Origin of the sequence: Halobacillus sp. (genome assembly GCF_049282395.1) — a bacterium.
Taxonomy (GTDB): Bacteria; Bacillota; Bacilli; order Bacillales; family Halobacillaceae; genus Halobacillus.
In genome coordinates, this window is the sequence record NZ_JBAPTY010000251.1 from 18477 (window position 1) to 38097 (window position 19621).

Consider the following 19621-nt stretch of genomic DNA (forward strand, 5'->3'; position numbering starts at 1 on the left):
TTCCTGTTTAATACGCTAACGGGTTCGGCACTTTATTATAGCCGTATTCCTTGCTGTCCGTCAGCCGCATTTTCGTGAGTGACTTATGCATCACAGAAGATTGATATAAAAAAGCACGATCCTCTTCTACCGCTTCCTTTAAATTCGAATCTACCCGCAGTGTTTCAAAGGTTTTCTCACAAGTTAACTTTACCTGTTTCCAAAAATCCTTTTCCTCCAAACCTGAATATAGCACCAGCTGTCTGATTATCTCACCCAGGTGGTTTTGAAAAACCGTATAGTACAACTTGTTATGCACCTCAGATAGTTCACTGGTGACGGAAACAGAACCTGCAGCAAAAGAAGGGTTCAGGTTTTGCTTTCGAATCCTCTGTTCATATACGCGTGATCCTCCCCAATCCCTGAAAAAGAAGCGAGTCAGCCGTCCTTTTCTAAAGACAGGGATACTATTTTGAAGATGCCCTTCAAGCGCGACCCCATATTTAACCATCAAAGTAACATACGCGGGAATTACTATTTGAATATAATCGTTAAAAAACTCTGCCGATGCCTGCGCTTCTGTCAAGCTCTCCTCTACCCTGAGCTGGTCTGCCAGTTCCTTAAGCATTGTTGTCCCTGTAACAGGAGACTCTGCATAAAGGGCCATTCCCGCAATAGCAGCTTCATCTTTTTCAATCTTTGCATCAATATTTTCACGAATTAGCATCGTAAGATTTCTGCTTTTCAACTGATCTTCTGATCTAAAAGAAGCCCCTGATATTTCATTTAACGGAACAAATCCATTCAAATGCCCCTCTTGATCCATAATTTTCTCGATCATGGAAGAAAATATGGTAGAGTTCATAGCTGTTTGTGTGGAAATGGAACGAACCGTAGAGGTCATCTGACTATTTACCGCAAGCTTCAGGACCGGCGCTTCATTGTCCAGGGGAGCTACCGTTCGAAATGAAGAAGTTGCTTGTGCGCTTAGCTTTGCATCTTCTAATAAGATAATAACTTCACTGTGAATCTCTTCTTCATAGATAGAAGGAACGGCATGTTCAAACTGCCAAGGATGGACCGGCAGCACTTCAAATTCCTCAGCATTGTATCCTCTGTCAGTCAACTCTTTGGCGGCATCATGCCACTCCCTCGGAAAAAAACCCTTCAGTATGCTCCCCTTCTCCAGGGTCGTCCGAAGATAATCCCTTCGAACTGCTGCAAAACGGACTTCGAATGACTGATGAAATTCCCCGGAGTACTGAAAAACATCCTCAAAAGATAAACCAAGCTTCGTTTTGGCTCCTGGGTGTAAATGGTGACCATCCACAACAAGCTGTTCAAAGAATAAACTTTTAGAGAAGTCGGGCGTGCGCTTCTGCTTTTCCTTTAAGTACTCGAACGTAGTTGCCGCCTCCAGCTGAGAAGCTTCTTGTTTAATGTAAGTTTTCCATCTGTCATTGTACATATAAGCGAGCGTTAAATTCGCTGTCCCATTATCCAATTCCTGCATAAAGACATCCCTGTTCGGATACTCTTCTTTAGTGAACATTAAACGAACGAGCTCCGAGGCCGCCGAAATGACGCGGATCTCATGCTTGTCCAGATAAACAAGGTCACCACTCGTTTCAACGAGATGAAACGAGTATTCTCGCTGGACAGGAAAAAGAATGGCGTATCGCTTAAACTGAGCCACTTTATAACTCAACTCTTCCTGAAGCGGAAAATCCTGCAGCCGCTTGTAAATCCCTTCCCATGCATGTGGCTTTTCATTAATGAACAGGGTATGCCCCTGCTTTTTCAATTCAATAGCACCGCTATAATACTCATTAATATTTTCCCTTAAAATAGAGTCCGCTAATTTATGGAGAATTCCTTTTCTTCCTTTCTCCATATAGGCAAGAAACTGAGGTACGTATTCGGGTTTCTTCTCGTAAAGAAACCGTAAACAGTTCTGCTCTTCTAAAAGTGGTTGTACTTTACCGTGTTTCTCAAGTTTAGGTAAAGGAATCATCATGATTGGTTACACCTCACTTCCGGGTGAAAATGGATTGGCAATGTCGACATAACTATTTTCCGTGTATTGATTCAATAAGCGCATCCTCACAAGAGCTTTCATCCTTGAAGGGTTTGTAAAAATAATGGCTGCGTCCTCTACAGCATCTTCAGCTGTCAGAGTGTTCTCCTCTAACGATGCATATACTTCACGCAGGACTCCCTCTACCGCTTCCCATAACAAACCCTCTTCGACCCCTGACTGTCTGACTAAAGCAACAATGATTTCCCCAAGATGGTTATGCAGAACAGCATGTGAGAATATATCCAGAAGCTCTCCCCGTTGTTCTGTCAATACGTTCGTACTCGGGTCGATTGGCTGTTGAGAAAAGAAACGATTCAACCGCTTATTCATTATTCGAATACCTCCATGGTCCCGAAGAATGACCCTTTGCGGCTGTCCATCTTTGAATACAACCACACAATTCTGAAGGTGAGCTTCCATACTAATCCCGTACTTTGTGATAAGCGTAACGATTCCAGGTAATAAAGCCCGGGCATATTCCTGAATAAAAGCTGCAGCTGACTCTGCAATGGTTGCTTTCCCTTGACGCTTGACCAGCTCTTCTACAATTAAAGCCCCCGTTATCGGAGATTCTGCTAACAAAGAAGCAGCAGGTACGGCTATTTCATCTTCAGCGACTGTTTTCTCCGGGTTTTCACGAAGAATAGACGCTACATTCTTCTGTAAAAAGTGACGTTCCTCTTCCGTAACTGTCCCTTCCGGCTCGTAATGAATCCCTGAAGGTTCACTCATCGTAGTTAAGGAACGGGCGAGCGAGGAATCATTTATGAACACCTCTTCAAACAATCTCGATAAGGTGGGGCCATTTTGAGTAGAAGCTGCTGAAACCGTCCGGATCGCACTTGTCATTTGGACGTTCACAGCCGTTTTTATATGGTGATTCACCCGATTCTGATAAGGAGCCAGAGTCCGGAAAGAGATAAGAGCAGCCATTTTAATCCCTGCATGTTCTATGGGAATGATCCTTTTTCTTTCTAATGCTTCCTGGTAATAGACAGGAAGTGTATGACGGAACTGCCATGGATGAATAGGAATAATTTCATATTCTTCAGGATTGCAATCTCTCGCGACACACATCTCCTCAAAAGCCTTCTTCAACTCTGGATACTCTTCAAATAAAATCGACTTGACTGTCCGTCCCTCTATAGAAGTCATTTTGCTATATTTGTGATGAACAGCCAGAGGAATAACGCACGGCTTCCCTTCCCATTCCGGTGCATACTGGGTCATATCCTTTAAGGAAATCCCCAGTCTTGTACGAGAGCACGGGTGAATGGTATGTCCCTGGATGACCCATTGCTCAAAGAAAGTTAAAGGACTGAATGATGCACTCTCGCCCTTTTTCTTATGAGCATATGAAAAAGCATCCGAGGTTTGTAACCCACGTGCTTCTTCTTTTACAGCTAAAGCCCGGTGTTCAGCAATGGTTAGTGCAAGCCCATAATTCTCAACACTATTCCTGATTTCTTGATAAAACGCCGATTGAGTCTCAGAAATCTCGTTACCCTCAAATAGTAAATCGAGACAATCTTCAGGTGAGTGAATAGTAAGACTGTTACCTCTCTCATCCACATACTGTACATGGCCTTCTATATCGAGATGCCCTAAACGGTACCTTCTGGAAACCTTTATACGCAGGTTCCCTCCCTTTCCCAATGGAATAGAGATCGTGGACAAATCATCGTTCCGTTCATAGCGAACAATTCCTTCACGTATAATGGCTTGAATCAGCTGATGAAGAATAACTTTTTCAGCTGTTTCTGCATGAGCAGGGTAAGTTTCTCTAAATTGGGGATACTCGTTCTGTATGAAGGATGTTGCACGCATTGTTTCTTCCATATTTATTTCACCTCGATAAAGAATTCCCAGTAATAGTCGCTTTTTCAATTATATATGCTTTGCTAGACGATTTCTAAAGCTAGGATTGTAACTTGCTTGCCGCTTCAACTAGCATACGTTCCACACCCTATTAATTATGATGGCAAGCTGTTGTTGGAATTCTAAAAATATTTTATAATTGATAACAGTTATCATTTCCAAGGTTTTTGGTGGAAAAATACAAAATGTGGGAGTCATAGAAATGAATACTGCATTTGAACAAATCAAAAACAATCATAGAATCTATATTGGCGAGTCATACGAAGGTCAGGTCTCCTACAGGGTGGCTGATCTCATTCACGATAAAGAACGTATTCAACAGCTCATCCAAATTCAAAAGCATCAATTGGGTGCTCCGAACATTGCCATTACAGGACTTCTTTTTGGAAAAATGTATTCAGTTATTACCATGGGATTATTTGAAATGATTGTAAAACATCATCTCATTCTCGATATGATGCCCTCAAATGTTGGTATTGAACTGAAGGAAAAAAATAAGATGAATTATATCATCTCAGAAGACGCCGTTTATTCAACTCATGATCTTTCCGATGAAAAGGTAAAGGAATTGATTCATACGTACCTTGTACAACATTTACAACCCTTATTTCAGCTGGTCGCTCAAACCACAGGTTGTAAATCAACTCATATGCGGTCTATTGTTTCTCATAACCTTCATCAAAAATATAGAGAATTTATTCAGAACCATCCCCAGCACGAGGAATACGCAGAAAAAGTTTTTCACTGGTTTACTACGGAAGTTTGTTTTAGCAAGAATATGAGGAACCCGCTTCATTTCGATTTTCGTTTTTATGAAGCAGACAATGGTAAGAAAACTTATGTACGCAGGCATTGCTGTATGAAATATATGCTCCACGGAGCCAATAAAGCCAAGTGCTGTCCCACCTGTCCACTTATTTCTGATGAAGAACGGGACGACCGGCTATAAGAAAAGGAACTTCCCGAGGTCGGAAGTTCCTTTTTAATAGTTTCGCTCATTTCATTTGCCCTTTTCCGCGAGCTGCAGACCCGTTAGAAGATGCTGAACTTGAGTTGTGGCTCGATGCGCATGAGTTTCAGCAATTCTTTAATTGCCAAAGCTTAAATAATCTGGCATTTATAATATCACCCTCTCTCCAATTATCCTTTTAATTACGCTATTTTAATTCACTTTGGACTTTACAGAAAAGCTCCCGATACTGGAAGACTCAGCTTCGAGACTTTTGTGAGAATTAGGTCCTGCGGGGGACGATTTCGCTTTCCGTGGGCATGTGGTAAGCTTCCTCAGGCTTCGCCTTCCGGGATCTTACCGATCATGTTCATCCCACAGGAGTCTTCACCGTCCCCCTCCGGACCGGGCCGAATTTGAGACTCGAAACCATCTAACATACTGTTTGCTTGATGAGAAAAAAGCATGGGGTGATAAGGCTAGAACATTGTGAAAAAGCTTGTTATAGAAGCATTTTAGGGTCGATTAAGCAGGAGAGCATTCTCTCTTGCAAAGGGTCCGTTCTTCCTAATAAAGTTGGGTTGGCGGAGGAAACGACGAGACTCCCGCGGGAGAAGGAGCTAGGCGAGACCCAACAGAGAGTGAAACGAGCGAGGAGGCTCCTAGTAAAAGGAGGATCGACTAAAGTCGCCACGTCCTTTGGCAACGTCGATCGACCCTACATCGTGTAGGGCCGCAGGAAAGCGAGTTGTTTCCGCAGCCATCCCTCCTCTATATTAAGTAACGGACCAAAGATATCTCGAAAATGAGTCTTACACGATCCGCCCCCATTGTTTAATAAGCTGCTTATGAAAACAACAACATACAAGAAGATTATAAAAAAGCAAGGCCCGCTTCATAAGGACCTTGCTTTTACTGTTATTCAATCGGCAGGTAGAGAGAATATTTCGTTTTAGATCCTGTATAAGGGTGATAAACCTCAAAGCCAAAGCTGTCTACGGGAGTATATCCCTTTTCCTTTATCCATTTATGCAAGTAAGGATAAGGGTCAAAGTCGTGGACGGACGGGTCATATTCTATAACAGCATACGTGTGAGCCGGGATCGTTTTCGTAATCATATCTTGCGGGATCTTCTCATAGCTATCCACTTCTACAGCAGCAATCCAATAGAAAGACTCAGTGTCTTCATTCCAATTAGGAGGATCTACAAACATTCCGATGGAACAAGGGCGGTTAATGCGGTTTTTTACTTCATGAAGCTTAGAAGTATGAAAACGCTCCATCAATCTGGGAATTTTAACATTCCTCTCGTCCATCATCGTCTGACAATACGTACCGACTACCTTGAAGTTGGACTTTTTCACGACCTTAGGTTCTACAGCCGTTGAAATTTGTTCACTCATTCTATGAGCCACTCCTTTATGATTTTAGTCACTCTCCCTGACTACTTCCACACGAAAGATCGTATTCCTTGTTGAAATGTTGGATTCGATTTTATTCGTAGTATTTCGCTAAAATCTTTCCCAGACACAGGATACAGGAGTAGAAAATCCTCATTGACTATCATAGTATAGGACCCTGGCATTTTATGACGAGTTTATGAAATTTTTTATTGGAAACCAATAACTGCCTGAAGGATAGCTTTCTGTACATGCATACGGTTCTCAGCCTGCGTGAAGACTTTAGAGTGTTTACCGTCGATTACCGGAGCCGACACCTCCTCGCCGCGATGAGCTGGAAGACAGTGAAGGAAGGTCACGTCAGTTTGTGCTTTATTTAAAAGCTTTTCGTTAACTTGATAGCCTTGAAAAGCCTTATAACGATCATCAAATTCTTCTTCCTGTCCCATACTTGTCCAAACGTCTGTATAAATAACATCTGCATCTATTACAGCTGTCGAAGGGTCATTCACTAAGGTAACCGAACCGTTATGCTGATGGGCTATTTTCTTCGATTTTTCTACAATTCCCTGATCCGGTTCATAACCTTCCGGGGTAACGATGACAAATTCCATTCCCATCATTGCCGCTATGATCATTAAAGAATGGGCCACATTATTTCCGTCTCCGATATAAACCAATTTTACACCACAGAGACGTCCTTTCTCCTCAAGAATGGTAAACACGTCGGCTAACGCCTGACAGGGGTGATAAATATCACAAAGCCCATTAATCACGGGAACAGATGCATGATCCCCAAGCTCTTTTAGTTTTTCATGAGAGGTTGTACGGAACATGATCGCATCTACATAGCCGGAAAGCACTTTAGCCGTGTCAGCAATCGTTTCCCCACGTCCGATTTGAATATCTCTTGAGTTCAAATATAAAGCATGCCCCCCGAGCTGAACCATTCCTACTTCAAAGGAAACACGCGTACGGGTTGATGACTTTTCAAACACCATTGCCAGGGTCTTCCCAGCTAATGATTTGGAGTGTGGATTTTCTTTCAGGTATTGAGCCTGGGCAAGCAAATTAGAAATTTCCGATTGATTAAAATCAAGCCAGGTCAACACGTTCTTCCCTACAAGCGATTCATTTGTAAACGTCATTTGTTCCATTAAATTCATCTTATCGCACTCCTTCTGTTATATTGCCGGGCAATGGAGTCGGCTCAGTATTCTTAATGGTTAAGGATTGTAAATAGGCGTCAAAAGTGGAGGGTTCACTGAATACCGTAATCCCATACTTTAAAGCTTGAATCCTTTTCTCTTTAGCAGCAGGAGTTACTTGATCATTCACGTAAATGGCTGCTTCATCAGTCTGGATCCACTCTTCAAACGTTTGTTTCTTCCGGTCTTCATCCTCATTATCTGCATCTATAAAACAGGCTTCCGGGTGTAACTGAATATCAGGAAGATGAGAAAAGACTTTAGCCAAAGCCTCTGCCACTGTGCTTCCAAGACACATCCCTTCTCCTGTTGACTGCATATTCGCACCCAGTTTATGGTCAATTTCCGGAAGAGCATGAGAAGAGAATAACGGATATTTAACAGCAACATGACTCCACGAAGGAGCAGGAACGGTGGCAAGGTCACATGCTGGATCTTCAATTAGCAGGCGTACCGCCAGGTCAACCAGCGAAATGCCTGAAACTTTACTAATAATAGGAACGGTTCGGCTGGATCTTGGGTTTACTTCCAGTACATATACATTCTCTCCGCTCCATAAAAATTGAATGTTCATAATTCCTTTGTATTTGGAGTGGCGAACAATTTTCTCGCTATACTCCGTTACAGCTTCCTTCACATAGGCAGGCAGTGATGACGGAAAAACCGCCATACTGTCTCCGGAGTGTACCCCTGCCGGTTCAATGTGCTCCATAACTTCTGGAATGAAGATACGTTCTCCATCAGCAACCAAATCAACCTCTACTTCTTTTCCAGTCATAAATTGATCCAGCACGATCGGATAATGGCGATCATCTGTGTCCTGAAGCGCTTGTTTAAGCTCCTTTTCATTATTGACCTTAACCATACCCTGACCGCCGATTACATAGGATGGACGGCACAGAATAGGATAAGAATAATGACTGGCAGTCTCTAGAGCCTCATTTTTTGTATGACAGGTACTGCCTTCAACATGAGGGATGTTCAATTCTTTTAAGCTGGAGTAAAAACGGTCACGGTCCTCCAGTCCATCCAGCATATCCGTACTGACTCCCGCCAGAGGAATGCCGGCCTCTTCCAGCTCTTCTGCCATATTGATCGCTGTCTGCCCCCCAAATTGGGTGAAAACGAGGTCAATATCCTCGTGCTCCACAATAGATGCAATAACTTCTTTCTGGATGGGATCAAAGTAAAGCCGATCGGCAGTTTCATAATCCGTACTGACTGTTTCAGGATTGTTGTTGATCATGACTGTAGTCCAACCAGCGGCCTGAAGGCTTTCGATAGCCTTAACAGCGCTATAATCAAACTCTACTCCCTGCCCGATACGGATGGGGCCGGAGCCAATAATCAATGCCTTTTTGCTGCCTTTCAAAGGCTCGATCTCATTGACACCTGCATACGTGCTGTAAACGTAATTCGTAGCTGCTTCGAATTCAGCTGCACAGGTGTCGACCATTTTAAAAGCAGGAACAAGTCCATAGTTATTTCTTACAGCTGCTACTTTATTCTCTTCGCACCCTAAAAAGTCAGCTATAGATTGATCTGTAAAACTGTACAGTTTGGCAAGCTTAAGAACGCCTTCTGGAATAGACTCAATGGTATAACTGGCTAAAGTATTCTCCATCTCCACCAGGTTCTGCAGTACATTCAAGAAAAATAAATCTATATGAGTGCTTTTGTGTATGTTTTCAATACTTTCACCCTGACGGAGCAGCTCTAATATTGCGAAATAACGCAGGTCTGTAGGCTGAGTGAGATGTTTATCCAGATCAGTAAGAGGAGGGATCACAGTATCCAACGACTGAACCGCTTTTTGGAAGGCTCCTTCCAGTGTACGGTCTATCGCCATGACTTCTCCTGTTGCTCTCATTTTAGTGCCGAGCTTCCGATCAGCTTCCGAAAACTTATCAAACGGCCACCTTGGAAATTTAACCACTGTATAATCCAGTGCTGGTTCAAAACTCGCGTACGTATGACCGGTAAGTGGATTTTGCAGCTGATCCAGCGTGTACCCGAGCGCCACTTTCGTTGCAAGTTTGGCGATTGGATAGCCTGTAGCTTTAGATGCAAGTGCGGAGGACCGGCTGACACGGGGATTAACCTCAATCACATAGTACTTCTTACTGTCGGGGTCTAGTGCGAGCTGCACATTACACCCTCCAATTACATCTAACGCTGAAACAATATCAAATGATGCAGTACGAAGCATTTGATATTCTTGATCCGATAGTGTCTGCGAAGGAGCTGTGACAATCGAATCACCCGTGTGAACGCCTACAGGATCAAAGTTCTCCATATTGCAAACGGAAATACAGGTTCCATTCGTGTCTCTCATAATTTCATACTCGATTTCTTTGAATCCGGCGATGCTTTTTTCAATGATTACCTGATGAATGGGGGAAGCTTTCAACCCGTTATGAATCAGCTCATTCAGCTCTGCTTCCGTCTCAGCAATTCCACCCCCTCTGCCTCCGAGCGTATAAGCCGGACGACTGATGACTGGATATCCTACTTGATCAGCAAATTGCTTCGCTTCCGATACAGATACGATCACTTGACTCTCAGGTACCGGTTGGTTAAGTTCGCTCATTAATTCCCGAAAGAGTTCGCGGTCTTCTCCCTTTTGAATCGATTCCACACTGGTTCCGAGCAGTTCCACATTGTATTTCTTAAGGACCTCTGCTTTATCCAGCTCTACGGCTAAGTTCAGTGCGGTCTGCCCGCCAAGACCTGCCAGCAGTGCTTCTGGTCTTTCTTTCTCAATGATCGCGGTAAGACTTGGCACGGTTAATGGTTCACAATAAACGGTATCTGCCACTGTGTGGTCTGTCATAATCGTGGCAGGATTGTTGTTAACAAGGACCACCTCATACCCTTCTTCACGGAGAGCAAGGCATCCCTGTGTGCCTGAATAGTCAAACTCTGCCGCCTGCCCAATTATGATAGGCCCTGATCCAACCACTAGTATTTTTTTAGACATGGACTTCCTCTCCCTTCTTGTTAGTTATGAGCGATATAAAGTGTTCAAATAACCATTCGGCATCGGCAGGTCCAGGATGGGCTTCTGGATGGAATTGCACCGAAAGGATCGGTTTTTGAGAATGCTCCAGACCTTCAATGGAACCATCATTCACATTTAGGAAACGCTTGGATAACGGAGTAGAAAGTAAGCTTTCTTCATCCACCACGTAATTATGATTTTGTGAAGACATAAAAACCTTTCCTGTTACGTCATCCTTAACCGGATGATTCGCGCCACGGTGACCGAAGGACAATTTATGAGTATCCGCTCCATAAGCAAGAGCAATAATCTGATGCCCCATACATATGCCAAAGGAAGGCAGAGATTCAAGGAGGCTTTTAATATCTGAAAGATGTTCCTGTGCATCCTTTGGATCTCCCGGACCATTCGAAAGAACAAGTCCATCAAGGGATAAACCCTGTAGTTGATGGGCTTTTGAAAAAGGTACCGTGGTGACTTTAATACCCCGGTTAAGAAATGAGGACAGAATAGATTTTTTCCATCCAAAGTCTATTAATCCAATATGCACATCCCCTTCACCAAACTCCTCAATGTCTTTGTTTTCAGTTTGATAGATTTGCCCGGTCTTTGGTTTTAGAAAATGAACTTCTGTTTTATCTGAAACAACTGCTTGTCTTGTACCATCCTTTCTTATCGCCTTTGTAACTTCTCTAGTATCCACTTTTGTTATGAAAGGCACCTGGTTGGCATCTAAATATTCGCTTAAGGAAATCGAAGCTTCGTGATGAGACGTCTGGTTTGCACAGTGGAACATAACTACACCACTCACCTGAATTTCCTTACTCTCCGAATCTATATCGTTGATCCCGTAATTGCCGATTAAGGGGTAAGTAAAGACAACGATCTGATCTTTATAAGAAGGATCAGTCAATACTTCTTGATAACCCGTCATACCAGTGAAAAATACAATTTCGCCCTGTACGTCTTCTCCCCAAGTGCTGGAGACTTCTCCTTCGAACGATTGACCATTTTGTAAATGAAGATAACCCTGCATACTCTCACCCCATCATTATGAATAATTATAATATACGTTGTATTTTTATACAACAATGAGTTGAAAAAGACGGTGTTCCCCATTTGGGCTTCACCGCACTTTAACAAATTAAGCGTTTTGTAAATCTTTAAACTGTTCTTGCAGCACCTTGCTGAGTGTTTGTATAGCTGATGACATCTCATCATACGTTACATTTAGTGGCGGAAGCAGTCGTATAACTTGCGGGCCGGCCAGGACAGCAAGCATTCCTTCCTCTCTCAATGCATGAATGATCGGCATGGCTTCCTTCTGAAGCTCTATACCTATCATCATCCCCCTGCCTCTCACTTCTTTTACAACGTTCAGCGGCTTCAAGGAGTTTGTCAGCTCCTCTTTTAAATAATGGCCTTTCTCTTCTACTTCACTTAAAAACGAATCGTTGAAGATCTTTTCCAGAGTGGCATTAACCGCTGCTGCTGCAAGAGGATTTCCTCCGAATGTTGTTCCGTGGGAGCCAGCCGAGAAGGTTTCAGAAAGCTTTGCTTTACCCAGCATAGCACCAACTGGAAATCCACTGCCAAGACCTTTTGCGGAAGAAACAATATCAGGATCCAAATTAAAATGCTGATAAGCAAATGGTTTGCCTGTTCTTCCAATACCAGTCTGTACTTCATCGATAATAAGCAGGGCCCCAAGATCGCGGCACTTACTTTCAACAGCCTCAAGGAATTCAGCCGTACCCGGAACCACTCCACCTTCTCCCTGTATAACTTCTACCATGATCGCAGCTACCTGGTCATCTCCCAGCTGTTCCACAGCCTTTTTGTCGTTATAAGGAAGATATTCAAAAGTAGGAAGCAGCGCGCCAAAACCTTTTTGAATTTTTTCCTGTCCAGTCGCACTCATCGTGGCAAATGTTCTACCATGAAAGGACTGCTTAAATGTAATAATTTTTTCCTTACCGGTGTACTTACGAGCTATTTTAATAGCCGCTTCATTAGCTTCAGCTCCGCTGTTACAAAAGAAAACATGGTCGAGGTCGGTGGGTGCCACCAGCCGTTCAGCAGCTTCTTCCTGAGAAGGAAGCTGATAGAGGTTGGACACATGCCAGAGCTGATCCAGTTGTTTTTGTAAAGCGCTTTGCACTTCTTCAGGTCTGTGTCCGAGATTGCACACTGCAATACCTGAGACAAAATCTAAATAGTCCTTGCCTTGATCGTCTGTTACCGTCGTGCCTGATCCGGAAACCAATGTCAGTGGAAACCGGTTATAAGTTGGAAATAGACTCATTCCGCTCTCTCCTTTACTGTGGCCCGGATCTTCGTGCCTTTCATACGGTCTCCCTGTATTAAGGCATCTTCACCACTAACAATCATGACTTCTTGTAAATGTTCAGATAAAGCCGCCATGGCCGATTGCACTTTTGGAATCATTCCGCCATAAATACATCCACCGCTGATCAAGGATTCAATTTCTTCCGGGCTTGTTTCTTTTATTACTTCATCCTCACTAATAATACCTGGTACATCTGTAACAAATAACAATTTTTCTGCTTGCATGGCTTTGGCAATTGCTGCTGCTGCAAGATCAGCGTTAATATTTACAGTCTGTCCGTTGTCTGTCTTTCCTAATGGAGCCACTACAGGAAGATATCCTGCCTGCATACAATTATAAAGAAGGTCCGTTTTCACTTCTTCCACTTGTCCAACAAACCCTAAGTCTTCCTGGTTTACGTAACTGGCTGTAAGTAAGGAAGCGTCGCAGCCTTTTAACCCAACGGGAAGAATATTCTGCCTGGCTAAAGCGGACGTAATCTGGGCGTTCACCTTTCCGCCAAGTACCATCTCCACCACTTCGAGGGTTTCCTTCGTCGTCTTTCTAAGACCTTCGTGAAATTCTCCTTCGATATCCATTCGTCCGAGTAGGGCAGTAATAGCCGGGCCACCTCCATGCACGATTAGACAATGGTAATGTTTGAGGAGTCCGTGAAAGCTTTCATAAAACTCTTCAGTTAAGCGTTCGATCATACTTCCACCAAGCTTAATAACAATAACCGGCTTGTCGTTACGTACGGTAGCTTGCGTTGATTCTGACATAGTCATAGGTCAAGTCACACCCCCAGGCCGTGCCCTTACCATCCCCTTCGTTCAGATGGATGGACAGTGTCACTTCTTCATTATCCAGATCTTCAACGGCCTGCTCTTCTGAAAAAGGACAAGGAGTGCCGTTACTAAATACGAGCTGCTCTTCAATATAAATATCACACGCATCTGCATCAACCTGAGCTTCACTATGACCAATAGCTCCGACAATACGTCCCCAATTGGCGTCTAAACCATATACCGCTGTTTTCACCAGACTGGAGCCCACTACTTTTTTCGCAATGATACGTGCTTCCTTATCTGAGTTCGCCCCAGAGACGTTTACTTCAATCAGCTTCGTAGCTCCCTCTCCGTCCTTAGCAATTTGCTTAGCTAAATCTTCACAGACAAGCTGAAGTCCGTACTGAAAACCATCCCAGTCGGGATGCTGTTCACTTAACGATTCATGATCTACATACCCATTAGCCATAGCAAGTACCATATCGTTGGTTGAGGTTTCCCCGTCTACGGTAATTTGGTTAAACGAGCGCTCAATCGATTGGCTGAGCGCTTTTTGCAGTAACTCAGGCTCAATCGTGGCATCGGTGGTAATAAAACCAAGCATGGTAGCCATATTAGGGTGAATCATCCCTGAACCTTTAGCTGCACCCCCGATGGTCACCGTTTTTCCTTCTACTTCCAATTGATAACAAGCTGTTTTCTCACATTTGTCGGTTGTAAGAATAGATCTTTGAAAATCCGATGCCCCATTTTTTGTGACTTCAATGGTTTCGCATCCGTAGGTTATTTTCTCCATAGGAAGTTGTTCTCCAATTACACCGGTAGAAGCTACAGCTACATATTCTTCTGGAAAATGAAATCGTTCAGCAATCATTTTTCTCATTTCATATGCATTTTTCAAGCCTTCTTTGCCAGTACAGGCATTGGCTACGGCACTATTAATAACGAGAGCCTGAATCTTTCCTTCCTTTTCAATACTCTCTTGCGTCACTTTTAGTGGAGGTGCCTGAAAATGGCTCTGCGTGTAGACAGCTGCTGCAGAAGCAGGAGTATCACTGACCAATAATCCAAAATCTTTCTTCTTATAACGCAGCCCGCTGTGTATGCCGCCTGATTGGAACCCTCCTGGTGTCAGCAGTGTGCCGCTTTCCACTTTCTCAACCTTTTGATGCAAATTCGTAGTTTGGACCAAACCAACTCTCCCTTTCTTCTTTATGGGTAAACAGGTAAATCAGGAAGCCCTGTCTTTTCCTCATATTGAAATAATAGATTCATATTTTGTACAGCTTGACTGGCGGCACCTTTCATAAGATTATCAATGACAGCTACAATCGTTACCCGATTGGTTCTTGGATCGAGCGTGATCCCAATATCACAGTAATTTGAACCATACACATCTTTAGTGCCCGGGAACTGCCCTTCCTTTCTTAACCTTACAAAAGGCTCCTCAGCATAGCAGCTCTCATAATAGCTCTTCAGTTCCTCAAGCGTCTGGTTCTCTTTTAAAGTTAAATAAATAGTGGCCATGATTCCTCTCGTCATGGGTACAAGATGAGTGGAGAAGGTAACTGGAACTGTTTCCGGACTCCATTCCGTCAGCTGTTGTTCAATTTCAGGTATATGCTGATGCTGATTTACTTTATAAATCTGAAAGTTTTCTTGTAGGTGAGCAAAATGAGTAATGGCCCCGGGGTTCTTACCGGCACCTGATACTCCTGTTTTCGCATCAATAATGATCGAAGATGGATCAACTATTCCCTCCGATACAAGGGGACCCAGACCTAGTAAAGCCGCTGTTGGAAAACAACCCGGATTCGCAATTAAATCAGCCGACTGGATGGCTTCTTTGTTCCATTCGGGAAGTCCGTAAGCAGATTTCTCCAGAATAGAGGATGATGCAGATTCCTTCTTATACCATTTCGTATAAGCGGATCCATCCTTTAATCGTAAATCTCCGGATAAGTCGATGACTTTTGCCTTACCTCCAAGCAGCTCAGGAGTTAATTGTGTAGATACTCCTGCTGGCGTTGCTAAGAAAATAACGTCTAATTCTTCCTTCATTTCATCAGGTTTCAACTCTTCTAATCTATGATTTTGTTCCGTGCTCATTTGCGGATAAATAGAAGTGAATTCCTCTCCAGCATTAGAAGAAGAAAATAAGATTACTTGTTTAATGTGGGGATGTGAGTTAAGCAGGCGAAATAGTTCAACTCCGCCATAACCGGTAGCCCCTATGATTCCTGCTTTCAATTGAAAACCACCCTTATGTATATTTATGTTTAACTCTGTATATTTACAATATTATTAACCCTTATAAGGTATATGTCAATAGATTTATACGATATATTGTATATTTATCAAAATCTTAATCTTCATTTATGACTATACAAAGGCAATACTTAACTTAAAAAATGCCTGGACGATGCGTTGTGAATTCACCGCCCTGACTTTTATTTCATGTTCATAGTTTTGCATCTTTATGAACGGCTTAGCTTTTCTAATAAGACTTTCTCCTGCTCAGGATTTAACCCTGCATGATTCAAAGTTCCTCTATAGTTTCTGTACCACTCATATGTGTCACGGATGGTTTCTTCAACAGCACGAAAACGTAGTCCCTTCTCAATTGCTTTTGTACAATCTATTCCGAAATCACCCTGGGTAGGTACCCAGAGCGGAAGCTCGATCCAAGGTTTAACGTTTTCTTTCAAAAGGAACGACTCATCTGCCCATACAGGTCTGGCTTCAGGATTAAGTACTGTTTGACAAGAATAGATGAGGCCTTCCATCGTCAGCTTTTCTCGTGGACCGTTTGTATTAAAAACTCCAGTTTCCTGATGCTCAATCATTTGGACAATCCACTTTGATAAATCACGTACATCAATGAATTGAATTTTTTTATCTTTTGGCTCCGGTACGATAAAAGCCTCTCCTGCTTCTACACGAACTGGCCAATATGTAAATCGGTCTGTCGGGTCGTCCGGCCCGACGATCAATCCCGGTCTAATAATGAGAGAACGGCTTTCACTCATTATTTCTTTCACTGCCATTTCACTATGGAACTTTAAAGGTCCATAATACTCATTGGCCGCCCTGCCTTTTACACCTTTAGTTGCACGGTCCAGTTCATTATCTGTTAAGGTAGATACTTCACCGCTCTCATCAAGATGATCCTGGTCCGTCAGATGTTTGTAAACGGACATGCTGGATATGTAAGCATACAGATGAACCTGATCTTTTAATACCTCGGCGGATTGTTTAACAATTTCAGGCAAGTATCCACATGTATCGATAACAGCGTCCCAATGCTGGCCTTTTAACTTCTTTAAATCATCCAGATTTTCGCGATCCCCAATTATTTTTTCTGTCTCTTTAAAGAAATCTGGATTGGTTTTGCCTCTATTAAATAAAGTAACTTCATGATTACGTTCTAATGCGCTTTCAACAATCGACTTACCAACAAATTGCGTTCCTCCAATAACTAACAGTTTCATAAAATGGACTCCCTTACTATTCAACTTTGTCATCTTAAAAATTACTGCTGATATTACACAAGAGGATTATTCCACTACTATATTTAAAAACACTTCTTAAAATATTGGAGATTATATTACTTTAATAATGATTCCATATTCATTTGTAAAAATCCTTCATAAATTGAATTTATTATAAAAATTATAAAGTTAAATTGTCTAAAGTTAATCAAAAAAAACACTCTTAAACAGCTGATGTTCAAGAGTGTTGAGGTTTATTATATATTATTTAAACATTTCCAGTAAATGACTGAAAAATTCCATTTTCGTCAATTGAATAGACTTCGCGTCCCGCTAAATGGTTGATAATCACTTTATTGCGATGAACGGATAAACCCAAGTTAGTCGAACCGACGCCATGAGTATGGGAAATACCGCTATGGACATAAATTTCATTTTCCGTATTTTTATTCAAAAGCATACGATAATCAGCACTTACTTTATAACGCCCTTGCTCGTCCCACTGAAGAAAATCTTCGAGCTGATGAATGAAATCAGGTACATAGGGCTTGTACCCGGTAGCAGCAATAACAACGTCTGTCTCATGAGTGAATGCTTCGTTCTTTTGCCAATGCAGACAATCAAGCTCATAGCCGCCATTAGCTTTTTCCCGAATACCTTTTACTTCACTGAGTACTCGAATACCAACATCGAGCTCCTCTTGCCCAACAGAAAATTCATAGAGCAAATTATATATGTCATTAATTGTATGGTTACTTATCCCTTTATAATACAATCCCTGCTCAGCAAAGATTTCGTCTTTCTGATCCTGAGGAAGTTGGTAGAAGTAATTCACATAGTCCGGGGAAAAATGCTCTAAGCTTAGCTTTGATTCCTCCATAGATTCAAAGCCCGGGGAACGTGTGATCCAGTCCAATCGAAAGCCGCAGTCGCGCTGTTCCTTCAGTAATTCTCTGAAAGTTTCAGCCGCACTCTGCCCAGATCCAACTACTGTAATTGAGCCGGCCTTGCGGCAACGCTCCTGATTTGCTAGAAATTCAGACGTGTGGAACACATCTTCTGACGGAAGATTTTGGAACGATTTCGGTAAAACGGGCACACTGCCGGTTCCAAGTACGAGATTTCTCGAACGATAAACTTCCTGTTCTCCCGTTTTAAGGTTGTTCACAGCCACTTCATAATATTCTTCATTTTCTTTCACATGACGAATGTTGGATACCCGTCTGCCAAATTTACAGCTGTCCAGCTGATGAGCAACCCATTGACAGTAATCATTGTACTCTCTTCTGGGAATATCCAAACGCTGCAGGAAATAAAACTGGTACATTCGATCATTTTTACTGATGTAGTTTAAAAAACTGTATTTGCTCGTAGGGTCTGCCATTGTTACCAGGTCAGCTATAAAAGGAACCTGCATCTTCGTCCCCTCAATCAACATCCCAGGATGCCAATCGAATTTATCATTTTGTTCAAAAAACAAGGGTTCTATGGTATCGATATCATCCAGTAAAGCCGCCAAGCTTAAATTGAATGGTCCAACGCCTACCCCGATTAAGTCATACATTTTCTCTGGTTGCTCCATCATCTCACTACTCCTTTTTCTGAAAAGACCTGCATTTCAGAAATCATTACATTACTTTTATGTTACCATAATCCCACCATAATATAATAGTTGTCTCCAAATGAGAGCTACGAAAAGAAGGAATGATTTCATGAATTCTGTAATACTGAAAAAAGTTCAGAATCGAAACGGTTACATGTCTTATCTATTATTAGCAGATGAAAGCGAAGATATCATTAACGGATATATTAATGAAGGTGAACTGTATGTCATTCAGTTCGACAATAAAGAAGTGGGTGTGGTTCTTTTCACTTTCCCATCGTTCGATACAGTAGAAATTAAAAATATAGCCATAACTGAAATAGCAAGAGGACATGGGATCGGTAAGTAGGCTATTCAGCAGGCTGTACATATTTTTTCTAAACGGCATTATGCACGGTTAATTGTAGGAACAGCGAATTCAAGCCTGGGCAACCTGGCCTTTTATCAAAAAGTGGGATTTCGATTTTATGAGATCAGAAGAGACTTTTTCATCAATTACCCCTCTCCTGTTTTCGAAAACGGCCTCCAGGCTCTTGATATGGTGGTGTTTGAAAGAACGTTACGGATTTCATGACTGAATCTAAAATAAACGAGGAAACGAAGAGTCCGTTACTATCAGGACTCTTTTTTTAAAGGCTTTTTAAGGATGGGCTCTTTGGTTCTCCTAAACATGACTTATGATGTTCTGTAAGAAGCTTATTGCACAATAGGGTCGGATTGTTGAAGACTCAGTTTCGAGATAAATCGAGGTCCGTTACTTAATATAGAGGAGGGGTGGCTGCGGAAACAACTCGCTTTCCTGCGGGGGAACTGGCAAGCCTCCTCGCTCGTTTCACTCTCTGTGGGGTCTCGCCTAGCTCCTTCTCCCGCGGGAGTCTCGTCGTTTCCTTCGCCACCCTATGATTGAAGAGTGG

The 19621-nt window shown here is 42.5% G+C and carries 14 protein-coding genes; 2 read left to right on the forward strand and 12 right to left on the reverse strand.

What is annotated here, in order from left to right; genetic code table 11:
- Positions 1-7 precede the first annotated feature (7 nt).
- Positions 8-1996 carry an IucA/IucC family protein gene (locus tag WAM07_RS10805; RefSeq protein ID WP_422166765.1) on the reverse strand — a complete coding sequence of 663 codons (1989 nt, stop codon included), beginning with the start codon at positions 1994-1996 and terminating at the stop codon, positions 8-10.
- A gap of 6 nt (positions 1997-2002) precedes the next feature.
- Positions 2003-3898: an IucA/IucC family protein gene (locus WAM07_RS10810; protein WP_422166767.1), complete on the reverse strand. Its 1896-nt coding sequence runs from the start codon at positions 3896-3898 to the stop codon at positions 2003-2005.
- Between the two features lie 241 nt (positions 3899-4139).
- Here WAM07_RS10810 and WAM07_RS10815 point away from each other — a divergent pair, with 241 nt between their 5' ends.
- Positions 4140-4886 carry an IucA/IucC family C-terminal-domain containing protein gene (locus tag WAM07_RS10815; protein ID WP_422166768.1) on the forward strand — a complete coding sequence of 249 codons (747 nt, stop codon included), beginning with the start codon at positions 4140-4142 and terminating at the stop codon, positions 4884-4886.
- Between the two features lie 918 nt (positions 4887-5804).
- On the opposite strand, the gene WAM07_RS10820 is transcribed toward WAM07_RS10815, so the two are convergent.
- From WAM07_RS10820 to WAM07_RS10865, 10 genes are all read right to left on the reverse strand, one after another.
- On the reverse strand, positions 5805-6290 hold the full coding sequence (locus WAM07_RS10820) for a GyrI-like domain-containing protein (protein ID WP_422166770.1): 486 nt from the start codon (positions 6288-6290) through the stop codon (positions 5805-5807).
- A gap of 206 nt (positions 6291-6496) precedes the next feature.
- Positions 6497-7453: an ornithine carbamoyltransferase gene (gene argF / locus WAM07_RS10825; protein ID WP_422166772.1), complete on the reverse strand. Its 957-nt coding sequence runs from the start codon at positions 7451-7453 to the stop codon at positions 6497-6499.
- Position 7454: 1 nt separating this feature from the next.
- Entirely contained in the window at positions 7455-10475 is a 3021-nt protein-coding gene (carB, locus tag WAM07_RS10830; RefSeq protein ID WP_422166774.1) for a carbamoyl-phosphate synthase (glutamine-hydrolyzing) large subunit, read from the reverse strand.
- On the reverse strand, positions 10468-11532 hold the full coding sequence (locus WAM07_RS10835) for a carbamoyl phosphate synthase small subunit (RefSeq protein WP_422166776.1): 1065 nt from the start codon (positions 11530-11532) through the stop codon (positions 10468-10470). Before WAM07_RS10835 ends, carB begins: the two co-directional genes overlap by 8 nt.
- A gap of 108 nt (positions 11533-11640) precedes the next feature.
- Positions 11641-12801 carry an acetylornithine transaminase gene (locus WAM07_RS10840; RefSeq protein ID WP_422166777.1) on the reverse strand — a complete coding sequence of 387 codons (1161 nt, stop codon included), beginning with the start codon at positions 12799-12801 and terminating at the stop codon, positions 11641-11643.
- Complete coding sequence (gene argB, locus WAM07_RS10845; RefSeq protein ID WP_422166779.1) at positions 12798-13613, reverse strand: acetylglutamate kinase; 816 nt, start codon at positions 13611-13613, stop codon at positions 12798-12800. Before argB ends, WAM07_RS10840 begins: the two co-directional genes overlap by 4 nt.
- Positions 13576-14805, reverse strand: coding sequence for a bifunctional ornithine acetyltransferase/N-acetylglutamate synthase (argJ, locus tag WAM07_RS10850; RefSeq protein WP_422166781.1), 1230 nt, complete (start codon positions 14803-14805; stop codon positions 13576-13578). The genes argB and argJ overlap by 38 nt, the downstream gene beginning before the upstream one ends.
- Before the next feature lie 20 nt (positions 14806-14825).
- A complete protein-coding gene (gene argC, locus WAM07_RS10855; protein WP_422166783.1) occupies positions 14826-15863 on the reverse strand; it encodes an N-acetyl-gamma-glutamyl-phosphate reductase in 1038 nt (345 codons plus the stop codon).
- A gap of 227 nt (positions 15864-16090) precedes the next feature.
- The gene (locus tag WAM07_RS10860) at positions 16091-17104 is read right to left on the reverse strand and encodes an NAD-dependent epimerase/dehydratase family protein (RefSeq protein ID WP_422166785.1); all 1014 of its coding nucleotides are present in this window, start codon (positions 17102-17104) and stop codon (positions 16091-16093) included.
- A gap of 268 nt (positions 17105-17372) precedes the next feature.
- Complete coding sequence (locus tag WAM07_RS10865) at positions 17373-18689, reverse strand: lysine N(6)-hydroxylase/L-ornithine N(5)-oxygenase family protein (protein WP_422166787.1); 1317 nt, start codon at positions 18687-18689, stop codon at positions 17373-17375.
- Positions 18690-18816: 127 nt separating this feature from the next.
- Here WAM07_RS10865 and WAM07_RS10870 point away from each other — a divergent pair, with 127 nt between their 5' ends.
- On the forward strand, positions 18817-19056 hold the full coding sequence (locus WAM07_RS10870; RefSeq protein WP_422166789.1) for a hypothetical protein: 240 nt from the start codon (positions 18817-18819) through the stop codon (positions 19054-19056).
- Positions 19057-19621 lie beyond the last annotated feature (565 nt).

Coding starts and splice junctions, on each gene's coding strand:
- WAM07_RS10805 (WP_422166765.1), bottom strand. CDS start 1,996: ATGATGATTCCTTTACCTAAACTTGAGAAACACGGTAAAGTACAACCA.
- WAM07_RS10810 (WP_422166767.1), bottom strand. CDS start 3,898: ATGGAAGAAACAATGCGTGCAACATCCTTCATACAGAACGAGTATCCC.
- WAM07_RS10815 (WP_422166768.1), top strand. CDS start 4,140: ATGAATACTGCATTTGAACAAATCAAAAACAATCATAGAATCTATATT.
- WAM07_RS10820 (WP_422166770.1), bottom strand. CDS start 6,290: ATGAGTGAACAAATTTCAACGGCTGTAGAACCTAAGGTCGTGAAAAAG.
- argF (WP_422166772.1), bottom strand. CDS start 7,453: ATGAATTTAATGGAACAAATGACGTTTACAAATGAATCGCTTGTAGGG.
- carB (WP_422166774.1), bottom strand. CDS start 10,475: ATGTCTAAAAAAATACTAGTGGTTGGATCAGGGCCTATCATAATTGGG.
- WAM07_RS10835 (WP_422166776.1), bottom strand. CDS start 11,532: ATGCAGGGTTATCTTCATTTACAAAATGGTCAATCGTTCGAAGGAGAA.
- WAM07_RS10840 (WP_422166777.1), bottom strand. CDS start 12,801: ATGAGTCTATTTCCAACTTATAACCGGTTTCCACTGACATTGGTTTCC.
- argB (WP_422166779.1), bottom strand. CDS start 13,613: ATGACTATGTCAGAATCAACGCAAGCTACCGTACGTAACGACAAGCCG.
- WAM07_RS10860 (WP_422166785.1), bottom strand. CDS start 17,104: ATGAAACTGTTAGTTATTGGAGGAACGCAATTTGTTGGTAAGTCGATT.
- WAM07_RS10865 (WP_422166787.1), bottom strand. CDS start 18,689: ATGATGGAGCAACCAGAGAAAATGTATGACTTAATCGGGGTAGGCGTT.
- WAM07_RS10870 (WP_422166789.1), top strand. CDS start 18,817: ATGAATTCTGTAATACTGAAAAAAGTTCAGAATCGAAACGGTTACATG.